The organism is Paenibacillus sp. J22R98, from assembly GCF_059383835.1.
This window is the reverse complement of the sequence record NZ_JBXENW010000006.1, coordinates 371,693-390,364: the sequence shown is the minus strand read 5'-3', so window position 1 is coordinate 390,364 and position 18,672 is coordinate 371,693. Positions and strand designations below refer to the sequence as shown.

Here is an 18,672-nt window from a genome sequence, read left to right as displayed (position 1 = left end):
CTCGTCTGGGGCGAACGGTTATGCTTTACGATAGATCAAATAAGAGATAGAGAAAGTACTGAAAGTCATAATTAAATCCATTCCTAATGATACATTGTATTTTCTATAATAACCGTGAATTGAAGTAAGAAGCAAAGGAGACGCGAATCTGGAGAAATCAAAGGAGCTGATGGGGGAATGCCTGGGAGATAAAAGGGAACTCCCATGTGAATGCGCGAAGTTTCTTAGCGTTATCAATTAAAGGAGGCGAAATCTAATGATTGGTAAAAGGGTCGGGAACGTAATGAAAATGATTGCCGTAATGTCTCTTCTTTTGATAGGTATATTGCAATTCGGTACTTCGGAGACGTTTGCCGCCGCTGTCAACATTTCGCAAAGCGGCAGCATCGTTACGGCAACGAACGGAACGATTACGATTACTTACGATTTATCGATAGGCAAGGGCAATTTCAATGCCGGTGCGACAACGATCATGACTAATTTTTACTCTGATTACACCGTAGCGGGCAGTGCTGCAAGAATCAGTTCTTACGATCCCGGAACTAGAACGGCTGCTTGGAGTGCAATCGGAACGGACGGTTATGGGACAAACGGCATGAAGCTTACGCTTACGAACGCGTTGACGGCAGGCAGCACGATTATTCTGAATATTGTTATGTACGAAGATAAGCCGTTCGTCATTGCAGACATGCAGGTCACGAAAAGCACTTCTCAAACCATTGATTTCTTGGAACCCATCGCCGCCTCCAATTTGGACATCGGTTCCGGGTCGGACAAGAGGATTTACACGACTCCTTACACGAATAACTATGACTTTGGCGTCGCGCCGGTCAACGATTTTGGCAACAGCGAAAACGGGGATGACCGTGCATACGGCACATCTGTTCCCTGGAGTGCATTTAACGGCAAAAGCTACTGGGTAGCCGCGATGTTTGACAACACGAATAAACACGGCTTTATTGCTGGAGCTGCGACAACTTTCAAATGGAAGAGCATGCAATATTTGAGCCAAGCCAGCACGGCTAATGGGCCGTTAACCGGTTTCTCTGTCTACAACGCCGGGGGGAAACAAAGCGGAACGTCGGTTTCCTCGGATAAGTTTTTTCTAGGGTACTATGATGACTATCAAGACGGTTTAGAGAAATTTGGAAGCGTTTACGCCGTCGGAGAACCGATGATGACGTGGAGCGGAGGCGTACCGAAGGGCTTTAATACTTATTACGGCTTCTTGAATTATCCTACCGTTGAAGCGATGAAGGCTACGGTTGATTATTATGCAAGGGTATTACAGCCTCTGGGGTATACCTATTTGAATTTGGATTGCTGTTATCGCGGGGCATCTACGCCGACAACGAAGACCGATTTAACAAATTATGCGAGTTACGTTCATAGCAAAGGGTTGAAAGCGGGGAGCTATACTTCTCCGTTCACGATTTGGGATCCGCTGACGGCTCCGGTTCCAAATGCGCCGACCTACACGTTCCAAGATATTGCGCTCAAGGATGCCGGCGGGAATCCCATTATGTCTTATATCAACACGCCTATCGTGGATGCAACGCATCCCGCCGGTCAAATCTATCTCAAGTATCTTATGAAGGAATATTTCGTAGATCCGGGATTCGACTACGCCAAGCTGGATTTCTTGGATGTGGGGATGTTTGATGGAAGTTTTTACGATTCCTCGAAAAACGGCATGCAGGCTTATCGGATCGGCATGCAAGCAATGAAAAGCGAATTGCTTGCCGCAGGCAGACCCATTTATATAGACGAATCGATCGCGCCGTTGCTCCCTTCGGGCTATGCGCATGGTAGAAGAACAGGGTGCGATACGAGCATCGGACTGCAAAATACGCTATATTCGGGCATAGAGCGACAAGCGTTCAATACCGCCGCCTCGTGGTGGACGAATGGCACGTTGTATCAATACAACGACCCCGACATGATCATGCCAGCGGGTTTTACGAGCGGTTTTAATCAATATTCCTTCAGCAACAGCAGGCTGTTATCAACAGCGATCGTACTCGGCGGAGGTCACCTCCTCGTCGGAGATAACACGCCTTTTCTTCCGGAGGACCGAATGGCGACCTTGTTGAATACCTCCCTTATTGACATCGTGAATATGGGGAAAGCGGCAAAACCGGTTAAGATGACGAATTTCTATCATAAGCTGGAGCATTCTCCGGCCGCCGTTTATTTAACCGCTGCGAATGGCGATAAAATCGTAGGGCTCTCCAACTGGGACTTGAACAATTCGGCGACGAATACGATTACGTTCTCCGACCTCGGACTGAGTCCTAGTGTTACCTATACCGTTACGGAGTTGTATAGCGGAAATAAACTCGGAACTTTCAGTGGAAGTTACACCCGCATACAGACTCCGGGAGAGTCCGTTATTCTGAGAATCTCGACCAACACGTCTTCGTTACCATTACCGCCTGCCAATCTGGCAATCGGAAAATCCGCTACTGCATCGACGACTTATCCTGGGGGTTACGGGGCTGCACTGGTGACGGACGGTAATTTGGGAACGAGATGGAGCGCCGATGGAAGTTCGAACAACAATCAATGGGTCGAAGTGAATTTCGGTACCGCTACGAACGTAAACCGCGTCGTTGTCAAAGAATACGGCTACGGGAACCAAAACTTCCAAATCGATACCTTCCGGCTTCAGTACTGGGACGGTTCGGCCTACAAGAACCTGTCGAACGGGTTCACTATTGGAGATGTAAAGATGATCGATTTTCCGACCGTATCGACAACCAAGATCAGGTTATACGCGACGCATGCCCGCTTTATTCCTTCCATTAACGAAATAGAAGCTTACAATATCACCGGAAATACCGGCAATGTAATTAACAAAGATGATAGCACTTCAGCTTATTCCACTTATTCGGATATCCGCGCGAATGTTCAACGCATGCAGACGTTCAAGGTTACACAGTCCAGTTTGCCCAAAATCGATATGTGGCTGTACGAGAGCTATGTCAACAAACTTCCCGAAGATAATCTGTATGTGGACATTGTTTTGCTCAACGCAAGCGGCAATCCGTCGCAGAAGCTCTTTACGGCAGCACTTCCGCCATTTAACGTCCAGGGCGTCTTGACACCTTACTCGATTTATCCGAAATTGACGGGTCTGGACACGACCAAAACGTACGGCATTATTCTTAGATCTCCGGGCACGGTCGACGACGCTTCCACAAACAATAAATATGGCTTCGGCTATAGCGACAGCAATCCGTATTCGAACGGACTGGAAAAGCTGTCGGTTGATGGAGGCGTTACTTGGGGAACGGAAAGCGGAGGAAACAGGGATTTGACTTTCACGATTTATAAATAAACAAACCGAAACCGGTCATGCTGAGCAGCTGATCGGTTTTTTATTTGCGCCTAGCATAGGCGATATCTCTGGGTGAAGAGAAAGTACTGAAAGTCATAATTAAATCCATTCCTATTCGCACATTACCTTTTTTATAATAACCCTAAATTGCAGAAAAGGGGTCGAGGAGTTCAATGATGGAAACGAGAGCGGCACGGAACGAAAGGTTTGTTTCTACGAGTGGGGACGATAGGAACCCGGGTACGGTGGAGCATCCTTATCGCACGATAGAACGGGCCAAACAAGCTGCCGGAAGTATGAAGAACAGAATGGAAGGAAGGCTGCCAAAGCGGGATTGGAGGAGCGGTATCGCCATCTACTCCTTCGTCCGGATGAGAAAAAAAGCGCATTAATCTGAAGATTATCCAAACCTGTTGAAGACAGATGCTCCCGTATTCCAATTGAGGAACGGACTTCGATACAAATATCCAAGAAGACGGAAAAAGGTCAATTCAGTTCAGGCTCAGGCTTTTCTATAATGAATTTGCAGCACATAGAAAGGGGCTTCACCATGATTTCAAGTAATGCGTGGAAATCCGAACAAGGTAAGAAGAGCAGGGATGGATGGAACTTATTTCTCCTCTCGACACCGTTTATCGTTCTGATGATTTTATTCAGTTTTTTTCCGGTGTATGGATGGGTATACGCGTTTTTTGATTATAGACCCGGCGTACCCTTGTCCGATACACCGTTCTCGGGACTGAAGCACATTCGCGAGATATTCGATTTTTCTGCGGATTTGCAAAATGCGCTTGTCAATACGCTTGCGATGAACTTCCTGAATATCCTGCTCTCTCCGCTAGCCATCGTGTTTGCCGTTATGCTGAACGAACTGCGATCCGTCAGATACCAGAAATTCATCCAGACGTTCTCAACGTTGCCGAATTTTATTAGTTGGGTTCTCGTCTATGCGCTTTCTTATGCAATATTCTCTGCGGAAGGGCTTGTCAATACCGCGCTGATGCTGCTCGGTATTGATCATACTGTCGATCCGATGGGCAACGCTGGCGCAACCTGGTACTTTCAAGCGGCGATTACCATATGGAAGGGCCTAGGGTGGAGCGCCATTATCTACATTGCGGCTATCGCTGGCATTGACTCCGAGCTTTATGACGCTGCCAAGGTTGACGGGGCGAATCGTTTCCGAACCATATGGCACATCACCATTCCCGGTGTCATGCCGACGTTTCTGGTGCTGTTGCTGTTGAATATAAGCGCAATGCTGTCCAGTTCCTTCGATCAATATTTCGTATTCTACAATCCGCTCGTTGCCGACAAAATCGAAGTGCTTGATTACTATGTGTATCGTTCGGGGATCAAAGTCGGGGATTATCCTTTCGCGACTGCGGTCGGCATGTTAAAAACGCTTGTCAGCGTTGTGCTTTTGTTTACGGTAAATGTCATTTCGAAACGCGTTCGCGGTCAATCTATGATTTAGGAAGGAGGTCTATCCATGAGTTCGATGCGCCTCAGCAGCAGGTTGTTCGACGGCGTCAATTACATCGTATTGACCGTCTTCGTCCTTCTATGTATCTATCCCTTTTACTATGTCCTGATTTATTCTGTCAGCGACCCGGCCAAAGTCGTTCAGGGCATTTTCTTCATACCGGCAGGCTTCAAGTTGGATACCTATCAAAATATGCTCTCGTTGCCTAATATAAAAGATGCTTTTTTCGTATCGATTTCCCGCACGGTCATCGGTACGCTGCTTACCGTGGTCTGTTCCAGCTTCTTTGCCTACTTGCTGACAAAAGAAAAAATGAAGTTTCGCAAGCTTGTCTACCGGCTGCTGGTTGTGACCCTCTACATTAACGCGGGCTTGATTCCCTGGTATATCACGATGAAGATGCTCCGCTTGGACAACAGCTTCCTGCTTTATGTGTTGCCTACTGCCGTTGTTGGATTCTTCGTTATTCTGATCAAGACCTACATCGAGCAGCTTCCGGTCGCTCTGGAGGAATCGGCGATGATGGACGGTGCCGGCTATATCACTTTGTTTACCAGGATTATATTCCCGCTGTGTATGCCGATTGTCGCAACCGTGGCGATTTTCGCTTCTGTCGGCCAATGGAACACATGGATGGATAACTACTTTCTTGTACATAGCCAACATTTGAAAACGCTTCAACTGACCCTCTATGAATTTCTGAGCCAAGCGAGCTCGTTCACGAATATGGATCCTTCCAGCATCACTAGAAATGCCAAGGACATTAAAATGACCCCGGAGACGATCAAAATGAGTATCACCATGATTGTCACGTTTCCGATTCTACTGGTGTATCCGTTTATGCAGCGCTATTTTGTCAAAGGCATCATGCTTGGCGCAATCAAAGGTTAAAAATCGAGACCGTTATACCGCCAATTTAGGCTGTATATAGATTACAATTAACTGGGAGGGTTCAAGGGACATGACAAAGAAAAAGGCAAATCCGATTTCACGGCTTGCTATCATTCTGAGCTTTGCATTCGTTCTTGGCGCATGCAGCAACGGCGGCAACAACGAGCCTATCAGAAATTCGGCCGAGACCGGCAATTCAACGGCGGCTAATACGGAGGGGACTGCCGCATCTGAAAACGCAGCACCGGCCGCGCAGGAACCAATTACGCTCCGAATGAGTTGGAATCAGCAGTTCAACGGCGTCCCAGGCGTTCAAAGCAACCCGGTGGCCGATGCCATCAAAGCCAAAACGGGTGTAACCTTGGATATTACGAGCATGGATCAGGATAAAATCAAGGTGATGCTCGCAGGCGGCGATCTTCCGGATATTATGCTGCTGCCGCCGGATCGGGCCAAGGATGCGCTTGATGGCAAACTCGCAATGCCGCTGAATGAGTTGCTTGCCAAAGCGCCGAACATCTCGAAGTACAAAAGCGCACTGGACGTCATTAACGCGCGATTGGGCAACAAGGACGGCAGCTACTATTTTCTGCCTGTTGCAATCACTCCTGAAGCAAAGCCTTACAGCAATTATTCGCCTTGGATCGGCTGGTTTACCCGCTGGGACTACTATAAAGAAGAGGGTTACCCGGAACTGAAGTCATATGACGATTTGATCCCCATGATTGCCGACGAGCTGAAGAAACATCCGAAAACGGACGAAGGAAAAAAAGTATACGGATTGTCCGGTTGGACGGACTGGGGCTTATGGTCTTACTATGTGCCATTTATTTATGCGGAAGGTTGGACGGAATCCACCAAAAACACGACGACCAAACCCGATGGTTCGTACGTTTATCGGTATGGAGCGGACGGCCCGTTCTGGCGGGGGGTATCCTTCTACAATAAAGCCTATCGCGCGGGCATCCTGGACAAGGAAGCATTCACGCAAAAATATACCGATTATCAGGCAAAGCTGAAAGCCGGCCAGCTTTTGACGATGCATATGGGCTGGGAGCTGGATGGAGCCAACGCGTACTTCAAAGCTAAAGGACAAAACGACAAGGGTTTCGTGGCCCAAGTAGTTGACGGAGCGACGTCGCAGGCGTACAGTCTTCAATCGGTCGTCGGCTTGAACGATCCTTGGATCGTCATCTCGAAGAACGCGAAAAACCCGGAAAGAATCATCGAATTCCTCGATTATTTCTTTTCGCAGGAAGGTACGCGTCTTCTGCTGGATGGTATCCAGGGCACGCATTGGGATATCGAGAACGGCAAACCCGAATTGCTGGATGCGACAATAAAGGCGATAAATGAAGACTCAAGCTTTGCAACCAACACCGGCGTTAGTCTTTACGGTATGTTTGCCGGACTAGGAGGCAGTGCTGTAGATACAGACGGCTCTTACTTGGATCTCCGTTTGACCGACAAGTACTTTAAAACGAAGCTCAACCCGCTTGACGAGGAATATAGCGCTCACTATGGCGGGGCATATCCGGGCGATGCTTGGAACAAGCTTGTCGAACAAGGAAAAGCGAAAAGCTTGAGTCCGGCATACATTCCCGCACTGCCTGCCCTTCAAGCCCAAGGCGATGACGAGCTCGCCAAAATCGAAGCGAATATTGAGCAAATTCTGATCAAGGAAACGCCGAAAGCCGTCATGGCGAAGGATGACGAGGCGTTCCAGAAAGAAAAGGAACGCATCATGGACCTTGTAAACAAAGCCGGTTTTGCGGAAGCGGACGCATTCTGGAAGAAATCCTTTGAAGACGGCATGGCAAAGTATGAACAGCTTATCTCGGGTAACTAATTCCGGCGGTATTCGCCGTTACTGTACCCGCAAGAAACCGGACAGGCAGCAAACTGCCTGTCCGGTATTTCTATTGCAATATTGGGAACGAGCAAGCTATAGTAGGATTGAAACAGACGGTTGATGACCTCTGGAAACGAGGTGTTGTCATGTATAAAGTATTGATCGTAGAAGATGAAATGCTCGTCCGCATTGGTCTAAAAAACTCCTTCCCGTGGAGCAAATACGAGATGGAAGTGATCGCCGATGTATCCAATGGAAAAGACGCACTGGAGGTCTACGAGAAGGAGAAGCCGGATCTCATCATTACGGATCTCAAAATGCCCGTTATGGATGGTATGGAACTGATATCGGCGGTGCGAAGGAAAGATGCGGATACCAGAATCTTGATCCTGTCCTGCATCGAGGAATTCGAATATGCCCGTAAAGCGGCGAATTTCAAGGTTTCCGGTTATATCTTGAAGCTGACGATGACATTTGACGAAATGGAATCCATCGTGGGCTCCGTCTATGAGGAATTGAAGAACAGGGCAAACTCGCCCTTTAGGACATTAAACAATAACATAAGTATCGGTACTTTGAAGGAGAAGCTGCTAAAGGATTATTTGTTTTACGGCGTTTATTCGGAGTCGGAAATGACGGTTCTGCTGAAGCAACTGAATTCGCGCATCGGGCAGGGCAGAGTCGTGACAGCCATTATGGAGACGAACCAGCACGCGCGCCTATTGAAACGGTTCAATGACGATCGCGGCGAACTGATCCATTTTACGATATTGAACGTGCTAAACGAAATCATGGCCAATCACGGTGCGGGGGAAGCGTTTCACGACAAAGACAACCGCTATTTGTTCGTACTGTCTTTTCACGATCGGACCACGGATGAAGACGTTGTGGTCACGCTGATCAGCTTGTTCGAGAATGTCCTCCGAGCGATAAAAACGTATTTCGACGTTTCGGTTCATATATGCGTGAGCGAGATCGACCAAGGCTTAGTCGGGTTAAAGAGGCTTTATCAAAAATGCAATGCCTGCATGGCAGATCGATATTTCGCCGAAGTCCCGATCCAGATGTTATCCGATCGGCCCAAAGAAATTGCATTGGCCAAGTGGAAACAGGCGGTCAGCGCCGGTTGTACTGTCTGGGAAAGTCTGGACGAACCGTATGCGGGCGATCTAAAGAAGGAAGTGCAGAAGCGGCTGGAGCAGCCTCTTTACGATGAACGCAGCTGGAAACTGCTTTTTACCTTGTTGATGGAGTGGACATATTCCTATCTAAGCATCCCTGAAGATTCCATGCCGCTCATGGGCTTGACCGGCAAGGAAAGGATCGAAGCCTGCTACTCGATTCTGGATTCGATAGAGGTTTGGGAAAACCATCTTGCGGAAACCGCGAAATTAAAGAGCATGATCAAATCCGTCAGCAAAGAAGTAGCCGACGCCGTGCAGTACATTCACCGCAATTTCGACCAGGATATTTCGCTGAAAGAAATATCCGATCATGTTCGGCTCAGCCCCAATTATTGCAGCCTTCTCTTTAAGAAAGAAATGGGGCGCAATCTCATCGAGTACCTGACGGATTGCCGGATCGAGAAGGCAAAGGAGCTGCTGCGCAGCACGACACTCAAAACCTATGAAATTGCCGAAATCGTAGGCGTTCCGGACAGCGCGTATTTCAGCCGCATTTTCAAAAAAACGACAGGTGTTTCCCCTTTGGAATTCAGGAAAACAAAGGTGTTAAACGGTATGGTTGGCGCATATGAGAATGAGTAAAATCTTGAGTGTTTTCAGCGACCGCAGCTTCAATGTCAAATTGAAGACCCAGCTTATTGCTTCTTTTGTGGCGATGACCCTGATCATCGTATGTCTGATTTCCGCCCTCGTCTATAATAGCGTGTTGTCTATTCTGAATAAGCAATCCGAGGAGATGGTCACTCGTCAATTTCGCCAGTCCGAATACAGCATCGTTAATTTTCGCGATCAACTGGAAAAAATGGCGGGCTTATTTGCCATAAATAAAGAGATTCAAGAGTTTATCGCAAATCCCGATATAACGGATGAAGCCACCCGGCTGGGCAATATGCAGGAGATCCTCAAGTCGATGGACCGTTTTCTGCTCACGTATCCCTATGTTCATTCCATTGCTTTGTATAACCGAAGCGGAGAAGCGGTCTTCGATTCCGGCTCAAGAAGTTGGTATGAGAAGGATGCCAGGGAATCCAGCCCTTTTTATTCATCCAACCTCTATCGAGAAATCACAGACAAATCGTTTGGTTTTTTGTGGGACGGGTTGACGGACTCCTCTTTATTCAATTTGAAGGAAAGGATTTCACCCGGAGAGGTTCCCTTGCCCTACCTATCAGCCGTTCGTTATGTCACCGCTCTAGGGCGCGTGGATCTATCCGCGGTGTTGGTCGTTAACGTTCGGCAATCCGAATTCGGCTCCCTTTTTAGCGGCAGTGAAGGCACAAATAAGTATGAAGCATCGTATGTGATTGACGATGCCGGCATCATCATATCCCATCCGGACCTGGGCAGGATCGGATCGATTGCGCCTTTGGCTGCTCGAATCGACCATTCCATCTCCAACGGCAGCTTTACGGCGCAAGTCGAGGGCCGTTCTAAACAAGTTACTTTTTATCGGATCGGGCAGACGGGGTGGACGCTGATCAACGAAACGCCGAAAGCGGAATTCATTCGCAATATCCAGACTTTGCGGCAGCTCATCGGTTTGGTTATTATATTGAGTCTGTTTCTGGCGCTTCTTCTATCCTTCTACTGGATCTATCGGATCACGAGGCCGTTTAATCACTTGGTCTACGCGATGCGCGAGATGGAGAAGGGTAACGTCGGAATTGTTCTTAACGAGACGCCAAGCACGGAACTCGGCATTATTGGGAGACGGTTTAATAAAATGTCGCTAAGCATCGAGGAGCTGATCAAGGAGAACAAAGCGATCGAGGAAGAGAAGCGGACACTGGAGATGGAGTCGCTGCAATCCCAAATCAATCCGCATTTCTTATATAATTCCTTGAACACAATCAAGTGGGTGGCACTGGTTCGGAATGAACTTAGCATCGTAGACAGCATTACAACGCTTGGAAATATGCTTCGAACCATTTATAAGGATCGTTCGCCGACCATGAAGCTCTCCGAAGAAGTGGCCTACATCGATAATTACTTGAAAATCATGAATGTTCGTTATGGGGAAGGCGTTCAGGTATCGATTCATATCCCGGAAGCGCTGAGGTCGTGCCAAGTGATCCGGTTTATTTTGCAGCCGATTGTTGAAAACGCCTTCCAGCATGGGTTGAATACGAAAGGCTATCAAGGCACAATCACGATTACCGCCGAGAAGAGCGGGAACGAGCTGAGTATTATCGTTCGCGATAACGGGGCGGGTATCTCCATGGAACGGTTGGCACTGATCCGTGAGCATTTGGAGGGTGGCGAATCGCCGAAGCCATCGGCTATCGGCGGCAGCATCGGTCTCGCGAACGTAAACAGAAGAATACAAATGCAGCACGGAAAAGCTTATGGCTTGATGATTGAAAGTCAAACCGGTATCGGGACAGAGGTTCGTCTCCGCTTGCCAGCTAATTTGTAGAGGGTGCCATAGTTCCATAAAACGCGAGAGCAGCCGGCTTTGGGGAACAAAGGACCTATTAACACAATAGAGTAAAAATGAACGGTGGAAGCCCAGTGGCTTTCGCCGTTCATTTTTTTTGCCCTAAGGTATCGTATTTTTCTGATCTGTCTCGATTTCTACGTATTTAATGCAGTGGGGGATATTTATAATAAGAAATTGTTACCGCTTACAAATATGACTATAGGACGCTCTAGGAGGAGGTTTTTATGGAAGTGACTTTGCAGCAGAGCAATCTTACGGATGCGCGGGCGATTTCGAAGAAAAAGCGCACGTCGCCGTGGAGTAGGATGAAGAGGCAGAAATGGTTGTTTCTTATGATCCTCCCCGGCTTTATATGCACGCTAGTATTCGCTTACGGTCCTATGTTTGGCTTATATATGGCCTTCATCAACTACTCGCCGGGCGGTGGATCTTTTTTCAATCAGTTTTTTCACAGTGAATTTATCGGGCTGAAGTGGTTTCACTATTTTCTGAATAACGGGGATTTCTATCCCATTCTCAGAAATACGTTGGCGCAGAGCTTGCTCTCCCTCCTGATAGGTTTCCCTGCTCCGATTATACTGGCACTCGTCATCAATGAGGTTAGCCAAGGCTTGTTTAAACGGGTCGTGCAAACCGTATCGTATTTGCCGCATTTCGTTTCCTGGGTCATCGCCGCGAACATCATCGTTACGATGCTGTCCTCCCAGGGCCCGCTCAATCAACTTTTGATGGCCCTTCATATCATCGACGAGCCGGTACTGTTCCTGCAGAATGGCCATATGTTCTGGTGGATCATCGCGTTCTCGAATGCCTGGAAAGAGATGGGCTTTAACGCCATTATTTATTTGGCCGCGATTACGAGCATCAATGCAGAGCTTTACGAGGCCGCGAGAGTAGACGGCGCGAACCGGTGGCGGCAGATGGTGAACGTCACGCTGCCTGCACTCAAGCCGACGATTACGATTCTCTTAATTCTCGCGCTCGGCAACGTGCTCAATGCGGGCTTTGACCAGCAATATTTGCTTCAGAATACGACGGTGCTGCAATATTCCGACGTTATTGATACGTATACGTACCGTTACGGTTTACAGAATGGCATGTTCTCCTACGGGGCCGCGGTCGGATTGTTTAAATCGGTCGTCGCATTCCTATTAGTCGTACTAGTAAATGCATGGTCTAGAAAGGTCAATCAGCAATCGTTGTACTAACGCTTAAGAGAAGAAGAGCAGGAGGCGGCCGGCTTTGGAGAAAATCAGCGGTGCGGGAGAGCGAATCTATACGGCAGGCATCTATTTGATTTTGATATTCGTGTTCATGATTACGTTCTATCCCTTTTGGAACATTTTAGCCCTATCCCTTAACAGCGCGAGCGATACGGTTCGGGGCGGCATCACGTTCTGGCCCCGGGAGTTCACTCTTGAAAGTTACAAGCAAATTTTGCAGGATCGAGAAATCCTGAACGGGCTTAAAGTCACGCTGCTTCGGACGGTAGTTGGCACTCCGCTGACGGTGATGGTCATTAGTTTGCTCGCCTATGCGCTTAGCAAGAAGGATTTAGTGGGACGGCGCATGATCGGTTTGTTCTTTATATTCACGATGTATTTCGGCGGCGGCCTCATTCCGTACTACATGATCTTGAAGAACGTGCACCTGATCGATAGCTTCGCCGTCTATATCATACCGAATCTAATGAACGTGTTTTTCGTTATCATCGTTCGAACATTTATGCAGGAGCTGCCGGCGGAAGTAGAGGAATCGGCGAAAATGGACGGGGCGAACGATCTGCAAATTTACTGGAAGATCGTGCTGCCGGTGTGCCTGCCGGTGCTCGTGACGATTGGGCTGTTCTCGGCGATCGGCCATTGGAATTCCTGGTTCGATTCCTATGTGTTTACCTACAAGCCGCAGCTCAAGACGCTGCAGGCGGTACTCGTCAAAATCCTGAATCAATACCAGACGAGCTCATTCACGAATAGCCGGACCCAATTGGCAGATTCCTTCAAGCGGACGGCCATTTCGCCGGATACGATCCGCATGGCGGCAACGATGGTCGCGACAATCCCGATCATCCTTGTGTATCCGTTTTTGCAGCGGTATTTCGTCAAGGGCTTGACGCTTGGCGCTGTTAAAAGCTGAGCCGCTGTATTATTGGGGGAGGTGATATTCGTAGGAAGGTTCAAGTCTCAGGTAGCAGTGACGTCCGGACTTTATCATTAATTAAGGGGGATCTCCATCCATGGCATCGATCAAGAAAATAGGAACGATTTTGGCAAGCACGATTGTAAGCGCTGCGCTAATAGCGGGCTGCAGCAGTACCGGCAATGATAAGAACGAACCTGCGGCTGCCGCGAACGGGCAGAACGAAGACAACTTAGCTAGCAACAACGGTGGAAATACCGATAGCGCTAAGGAGCCGCTCAAAATTACGTTTTTCGACAAAAATACCGGTGAGAATTTCGATGATCCGGTCGCTCGCGAAATCACGAAAAAGACCGGCGTCACGGTCGAGATCCAGCAACCGACAGGCAATCCGACGGAGAAGCTGAACCTGATGCTGGCCTCCGAGGATTTCCCGGATATCATCATGTTCGACCGGAGCAGCGATATCCTTAACAAGTACATCGCATCAGGCGCGCTCATTTCGCTTGACGACTTAATCAGCCAATACGGCCCCGACGTCACGCAAATGTACGGCGACACTTTGAATAAGACAAGGTACACGGACGGCAAAAATTACTTCCTATCCAATTGGTACGGATTCGCCAAGAACGAACCGGTATTCGGCTTCAACTTGAAGATGGATATGCTTAAGGAACTGGCACCGGATAAAGCTGACGGAGGCGTGCCATTCACGGCTGACGAGTTCGAGCGTGCATTACTGGATTTCAAAGCGAAGTATCCTGAGGTAAACGGGAAGAAGACCATTGCAATGACGATGGACGGCTCTAATATGGGAGCGGTTCTCGGAACATTCAAGGGCATGTTCGGCATGAAATCGTATTATGAAGTGGACGGCAAACTACAATACGATGTCGAGGATCCCCAATATCGTGATATGATTCTGTATATGAACAAACTGTTCCGCGAAGGATTGATCGATCCCGAATGGGCGCTCAACAAACGGGAAACGTGGTTGGAGAAAATGGCGGCGGGCAACATCTTCGCCACGTTAGGCGCATATTGGGATCTCGGCACCGCTAACGAATCGCTCAAAAAGGACGGCGGAGCAGACAAGCAATATTATGCGTACAAAGTCGTCGCGCCTGGCGTAGATCCGGCAAAGACCACGTACGGACCGTTAAGCTCGCTCGGCTGGGATGCAATCGGCATTACAAAAGCGAACAAGCATCCGGAAGAAACGATGAAGTTCATCAATTACCTTGCCAGCGAACAGGGACAATACCTGTTGCAGTGGGGGATTGAAGGCGTGGACTGGGACATGAAGGACGGCAAGCATGTGCCTCGTCCGGAGGTGCTTCAGAAATTCAAGGCCGATTTCGGCAACACCGTTAAAGAGTCAGGCGTTCGCAAGTGGACCTGGTTCATCAAGGGCGGCAAAGCCGAAGACGGTACGGTGTACGACATGGTGGCCCGTTACGATCGCGGCGAAGTAGACAAAATGGCGATAAAGAACCTGGGCGACTCCGGCTGGAACACGGATATTTATGATAATCTCGGTCCGCAGGGCGGCACGCCTGAAATTCTAACCGCACAGAAGCTGTCGGATATTATGAACCAATCGCTGACGAAAGCGATCAATGCCAAGACGGAAGCGGAAGCTGCAAGCACGTTCGACAACATGCTGGCCGACATGAAGGCGGCGGGAAGCGAGTCCGTCGAGAAAATCATCAACGACAATTACCAAGCAAGATTGGCGCTTTGGAAATAAGAACGATTGAATGGGAAACGGCTTATTCAAGCCGTTTCCCACTATTTCCATACGAGTAAGCGAATCTTGCAAGACGAATGACATGGAGAAGGGACTTGAAGCCGGATGACAAAAAGATCTTTCCGCACCTTGCTAATCCGACAAAAAATTATTGCGGTGTACATTCCGCTTATTCTTGTCCCGTTATTCATTCTTGGGTACTTTACCAGCAATCTCTTTACGAACTCCCTGATCGACAAGACGAAGCAGAACGTGTCTGACGAATCGACATTGATTCTGACCCGGATCGATACCATGATCGAGAATGCCCAGAGCGGGGCCAACATCATGATGACCGATATTAATCATATCTACGATGGTTTACCCAACACAACGAGCCCGTTTGAAGAAAAACAGCTTTCCAATCAAATGCAGACCCAATTCAGCATCAACCAGCTGAATTTTCCCGATATCGATTCCGCGGCCTTCATAGACTCCAAGGGCCGCCTTTTCACGTCTTACTTCCCGACGAAGGAAAGTGACAGTAAATTTGTCACAAGCGATTGGCTGAAACAGATTAACGCAATGCCGGGATATGGCGTCAATAATTGGTTTCCCATGCAGCGCCGGGACTACCTGGTGACGAATGCCCAAGAACCGGTCATTTCGATCGGCAAAAAAATATTGAAGCTGGATTCCGGCCGGCCATTCGGCACGCTGATCGTCAACGTCAAGGAGAGCTCGATTTCGAACATCTTTGCCAAGATGAATCCGGTTTACGGCGTCAAGAAGCAGTTCATGATTGTCGACCGTGAAGGTCAGGTCATATCGTCGCTGACCAAATCCGAACTGCTGAAGCCGCTCCGAGATGAACGACTGCGCAGCCTCTTGCTATCGAAAGGCTCGTTTTCTCTCATCGTGAACACGGATACCGGCCGCAATCTCGTCACGAGCGTTGTAGACGCCAAGATGGGATGGCGGCTCGTCAATATCGTACAGGTGGATCTCATTACAAAGGATATCCGGAAAAATGGCATCATGACGCTTATTATCGGCGCGGTCTGCCTCGTATTTGCACTGCTGGGGGCGGGGATGCTTTCGAAAGTGATCGTCAATCCCTTGTTGAAATTAACCAAGGCGATGCGCCAGGTTAAGGAGGGGGATCTAAACGCAGCCGCACAAATCCAGACCTCCGATGAGATCGGCCTGCTCGCATCCGTGTTCAATTCAATGATCAACCGAATTAAGGATTTGCTGCTTCAGGTCGAAGCGGACCAGATCAAGAAGAAGGAAATCGAGCTTGCGCTCATCCATTCCCAGATCAAGCCGCATTTTCTGTACAATACCCTGGACTTGATTTACGTGCTGAATGACATGAACCTGCAGCATGAAGCGCGGGATACGACGAAAGCATTGGCCGATTTCTACAGGGTTGCACTAAGCAAGGGCAGCGAGATTATTACGATCAGCGAAGAAGTCAAAAATGCCAGCGATTATTTGGCGATTCAAAGCGTGCGTTATTCCGATGTATTCGACTACGACATGGACATCGACTCTGCGATTCTAACGTGCGACATTCCGAAACTGACGCTGCAGCCGATTCTCGAGAATGCCATTTACCATGGTTTGAAGCTAAAGGGAAGCAAAGGCCATATCCGAATCACCGGGATTATAGAAGGAAACCGTATCATGATTCACCTGTCCGATGACGGAGCCGGCATGTCGGAAGACGTGCAGGCTAGGATCGGGAAACATGGATCCGAGGCCTTGAAGCCCATTTCCTTCGGATTGTTCAGCGTGCATGAACGCATTCGTCTCTATTTCGGAGATGAATACGGCATTGCAATCAAGAGTCAACCCGGAGCTGGCACGACTGTAAGTGTTTGCTTGCCCGCCGACGGAGAACGGAGGAATCGCATTGCTTAAAGTGATGATTGTGGACGATGAAATTTTGTTCAGGCAGCATATGAAATCGCGCATCGACTGGGAAAGCCTAGGTCTGGAAATTTGCTGCGAGGCAAACAATGGAGTCATCGCGCTTGAACAAGCGGAGATATTCAGGCCGGATCTGGCGCTGATCGATATCAGTATGCCATACATGGACGGTCTGGAGCTCTCCGAAGAGCTGAAACGGCAATACCCTCACATGTTCATTATCTTGGTGACCGGACACAACGAATTTGAGCACGCGCGCAAAGCGATGCGCATTGGCGTGAAAGACTACCTGCTCAAGCCCTTCGACAACGAAGAATTCGTCGTGGCGCTGCAGAAAGCGAGAAGCTTCGTGCTAGGCGAACGAGAGGAGAGCGAACTGTCCAAGGACATCGCGCCACTGCTGCGTGACAGCTTCCTCAATAAATTGATTCGTCCCGGCCTTGATATGGACCGTGTTCAGATTGAAGCATCGATGATCCGCTGCCGGCTTTCGTTGCCATCGATGCGATTTCGGGTTATCGCGACGGAGATAGACAACTTGTATGAGCAATGGAGCGATCCACGGGAAATCATGCTGTGGAAGCATACCGTAGCGAACATGCTTGGCGATCTTGTACACATCGATGGAGAGCATTATATTTTCCACGACTCGGAGGGCCGCATCGTATCTATACTTGCTTTCCACAGCGAACGGGAGTTTAACGATTACGACGGTCATGCCTTCGAGCGACTAGCCCGTCTAGTCGAGCGCCACTTCAAGTTTACGGTGACGATCGGCTTTGGCAGCCAATGCCGCGAATATGAGCAGCTGCACCAGTCGTACCGCGAAGCGCTGCTGTGCCTACAAAATAAGCTCACCGCAGGTCAGGGCAAGTTCATTTGGTACGATAGACTGAGCAACCGGACGGAAAAGTTCAATTTCTTCCCCGTGGACATGCACGAGGCGCTGATCTTTCATTTGCGTGCCAAAGACGAGGGCGGGGTGAGGGAACGGCTGGATGCAATGTTCGGCTACATGGACAATGAAGGGGCGACTAGCGAGAACGCCTATACAATCATGATTGGCCTTATTTCGGTCTGTTTGTCGTACGTCATCGAATCCGGCAACTCGATTGAAGATGTGTACGGTGCCAATTTCTCACCGGTCCGGCATATCCGGGGACTGGCGACGGTTCAGCAAGGGAAAGACTGGATTATACAATTGTACCAGAAGGGTATGGCGTCTACCTCAAGCGAGCGGTCGTCAAAGTCGCTCAAGCTGTACAACGTCGCCAAAACCTACATTCAAGAGCAGTTTTCCGACCCCGAGCTGTCCGTGGAAGGCGTCGCCGCCCAATTGTTCATCCACTCCAGCTATTTGCGGCGGATCTTCAAACGGGAAGGCAAAGTATCGGTTTCGGATTACATCACCTACGTGCGCATGAAGCGGGCGAAGGAGCTAATCGGGATGGGGGCGGTTAAGCTGCATGGAATCGCGGAGCAGGTCGGATTCAACGATCCGAATTACTTCAGCAAATGTTTCAAGAAACAATTCGGACTGACGCCCTCTGAATACGAAAACAGACTGGTGAAATGACCCGAAAGCCGCACCTGGTGCGGCTTTTTACGTTTTTTGAGCGTAGCCCGGCCAAGTGTCTCGATTTTTGCTGATTGGTCGCGTTCGTTGCGTATTTTAA

The 18,672-nt window shown here is 48.9% G+C and carries 12 protein-coding genes; all 12 read left to right on the top strand.

Going from position 1 to position 18,672, the window contains the following annotated elements; translation table 11 throughout:
* Positions 1–256 precede the first annotated feature (256 nt).
* The 12 genes from AC50Y3_RS19210 (at position 257) to AC50Y3_RS19155 (ending at position 18,572) form a co-directional block, all read left to right on the top strand.
* Positions 257–3,340 carry a discoidin domain-containing protein gene (locus tag AC50Y3_RS19210; RefSeq protein ID WP_494820334.1) on the top strand — a complete coding sequence of 1,028 codons (3,084 nt, stop codon included), beginning with the start codon at positions 257–259 and terminating at the stop codon, positions 3,338–3,340.
* Positions 3,341–3,513: 173 nt separating this feature from the next.
* Complete coding sequence (locus AC50Y3_RS19205) at positions 3,514–3,732, top strand: hypothetical protein (protein WP_494820333.1); 219 nt, start codon at positions 3,514–3,516, stop codon at positions 3,730–3,732.
* 158 nt (positions 3,733–3,890) lie between these two features.
* Positions 3,891–4,817 (top strand): ABC transporter permease subunit, encoded by a 927-nt coding sequence (locus AC50Y3_RS19200; protein WP_494820332.1) that lies wholly within the window; start codon positions 3,891–3,893, stop codon positions 4,815–4,817.
* 15 nt (positions 4,818–4,832) lie between these two features.
* Entirely contained in the window at positions 4,833–5,717 is an 885-nt protein-coding gene (locus AC50Y3_RS19195; protein ID WP_494820331.1) for a carbohydrate ABC transporter permease, read from the top strand.
* Positions 5,718–5,787: 70 nt separating this feature from the next.
* Positions 5,788–7,566 carry a type 2 periplasmic-binding domain-containing protein gene (locus tag AC50Y3_RS19190; protein ID WP_494820330.1) on the top strand — a complete coding sequence of 593 codons (1,779 nt, stop codon included), beginning with the start codon at positions 5,788–5,790 and terminating at the stop codon, positions 7,564–7,566.
* 149 nt (positions 7,567–7,715) lie between these two features.
* A complete protein-coding gene (locus tag AC50Y3_RS19185) occupies positions 7,716–9,335 on the top strand; it encodes a response regulator transcription factor (protein WP_494820329.1) in 1,620 nt (539 codons plus the stop codon).
* Entirely contained in the window at positions 9,328–11,169 is a 1,842-nt protein-coding gene (locus AC50Y3_RS19180; protein ID WP_494820328.1) for a cache domain-containing sensor histidine kinase, read from the top strand. The genes AC50Y3_RS19185 and AC50Y3_RS19180 overlap by 8 nt, the downstream gene beginning before the upstream one ends.
* 248 nt (positions 11,170–11,417) lie before the next feature.
* Entirely contained in the window at positions 11,418–12,401 is a 984-nt protein-coding gene (locus AC50Y3_RS19175; RefSeq protein WP_494820327.1) for an ABC transporter permease, read from the top strand.
* 34 nt (positions 12,402–12,435) lie between these two features.
* A complete protein-coding gene (locus AC50Y3_RS19170) occupies positions 12,436–13,329 on the top strand; it encodes a carbohydrate ABC transporter permease (RefSeq protein WP_494820326.1) in 894 nt (297 codons plus the stop codon).
* Between the two features lie 100 nt (positions 13,330–13,429).
* Positions 13,430–15,082, top strand: coding sequence for an extracellular solute-binding protein (locus AC50Y3_RS19165; protein ID WP_494820325.1), 1,653 nt, complete (start codon positions 13,430–13,432; stop codon positions 15,080–15,082).
* A gap of 105 nt (positions 15,083–15,187) precedes the next feature.
* Complete coding sequence (locus AC50Y3_RS19160) at positions 15,188–16,987, top strand: cache domain-containing sensor histidine kinase (protein WP_494820324.1); 1,800 nt, start codon at positions 15,188–15,190, stop codon at positions 16,985–16,987.
* 1 nt (position 16,988) lies between these two features.
* Positions 16,989–18,572 carry a response regulator gene (locus AC50Y3_RS19155; protein WP_494820383.1) on the top strand — a complete coding sequence of 528 codons (1,584 nt, stop codon included), beginning with the start codon at positions 16,989–16,991 and terminating at the stop codon, positions 18,570–18,572.
* Positions 18,573–18,672 lie beyond the last annotated feature (100 nt).

Excerpts from the sequence above, each read along its gene's own strand:
- AC50Y3_RS19210 (WP_494820334.1), top strand. The coding sequence starts at position 257 with ATGATTGGTAAAAGGGTCGGGAACGTAATGAAAATGATTGCCGTAATG.
- AC50Y3_RS19205 (WP_494820333.1), top strand. The coding sequence starts at position 3,514 with ATGATGGAAACGAGAGCGGCACGGAACGAAAGGTTTGTTTCTACGAGT.
- AC50Y3_RS19200 (WP_494820332.1), top strand. The coding sequence starts at position 3,891 with ATGATTTCAAGTAATGCGTGGAAATCCGAACAAGGTAAGAAGAGCAGG.
- AC50Y3_RS19195 (WP_494820331.1), top strand. The coding sequence starts at position 4,833 with ATGAGTTCGATGCGCCTCAGCAGCAGGTTGTTCGACGGCGTCAATTAC.
- AC50Y3_RS19190 (WP_494820330.1), top strand. The coding sequence starts at position 5,788 with ATGACAAAGAAAAAGGCAAATCCGATTTCACGGCTTGCTATCATTCTG.
- AC50Y3_RS19185 (WP_494820329.1), top strand. The coding sequence starts at position 7,716 with ATGTATAAAGTATTGATCGTAGAAGATGAAATGCTCGTCCGCATTGGT.
- AC50Y3_RS19180 (WP_494820328.1), top strand. The coding sequence starts at position 9,328 with ATGAGTAAAATCTTGAGTGTTTTCAGCGACCGCAGCTTCAATGTCAAA.
- AC50Y3_RS19175 (WP_494820327.1), top strand. The coding sequence starts at position 11,418 with ATGGAAGTGACTTTGCAGCAGAGCAATCTTACGGATGCGCGGGCGATT.
- AC50Y3_RS19165 (WP_494820325.1), top strand. The coding sequence starts at position 13,430 with ATGGCATCGATCAAGAAAATAGGAACGATTTTGGCAAGCACGATTGTA.
- AC50Y3_RS19160 (WP_494820324.1), top strand. The coding sequence starts at position 15,188 with ATGACAAAAAGATCTTTCCGCACCTTGCTAATCCGACAAAAAATTATT.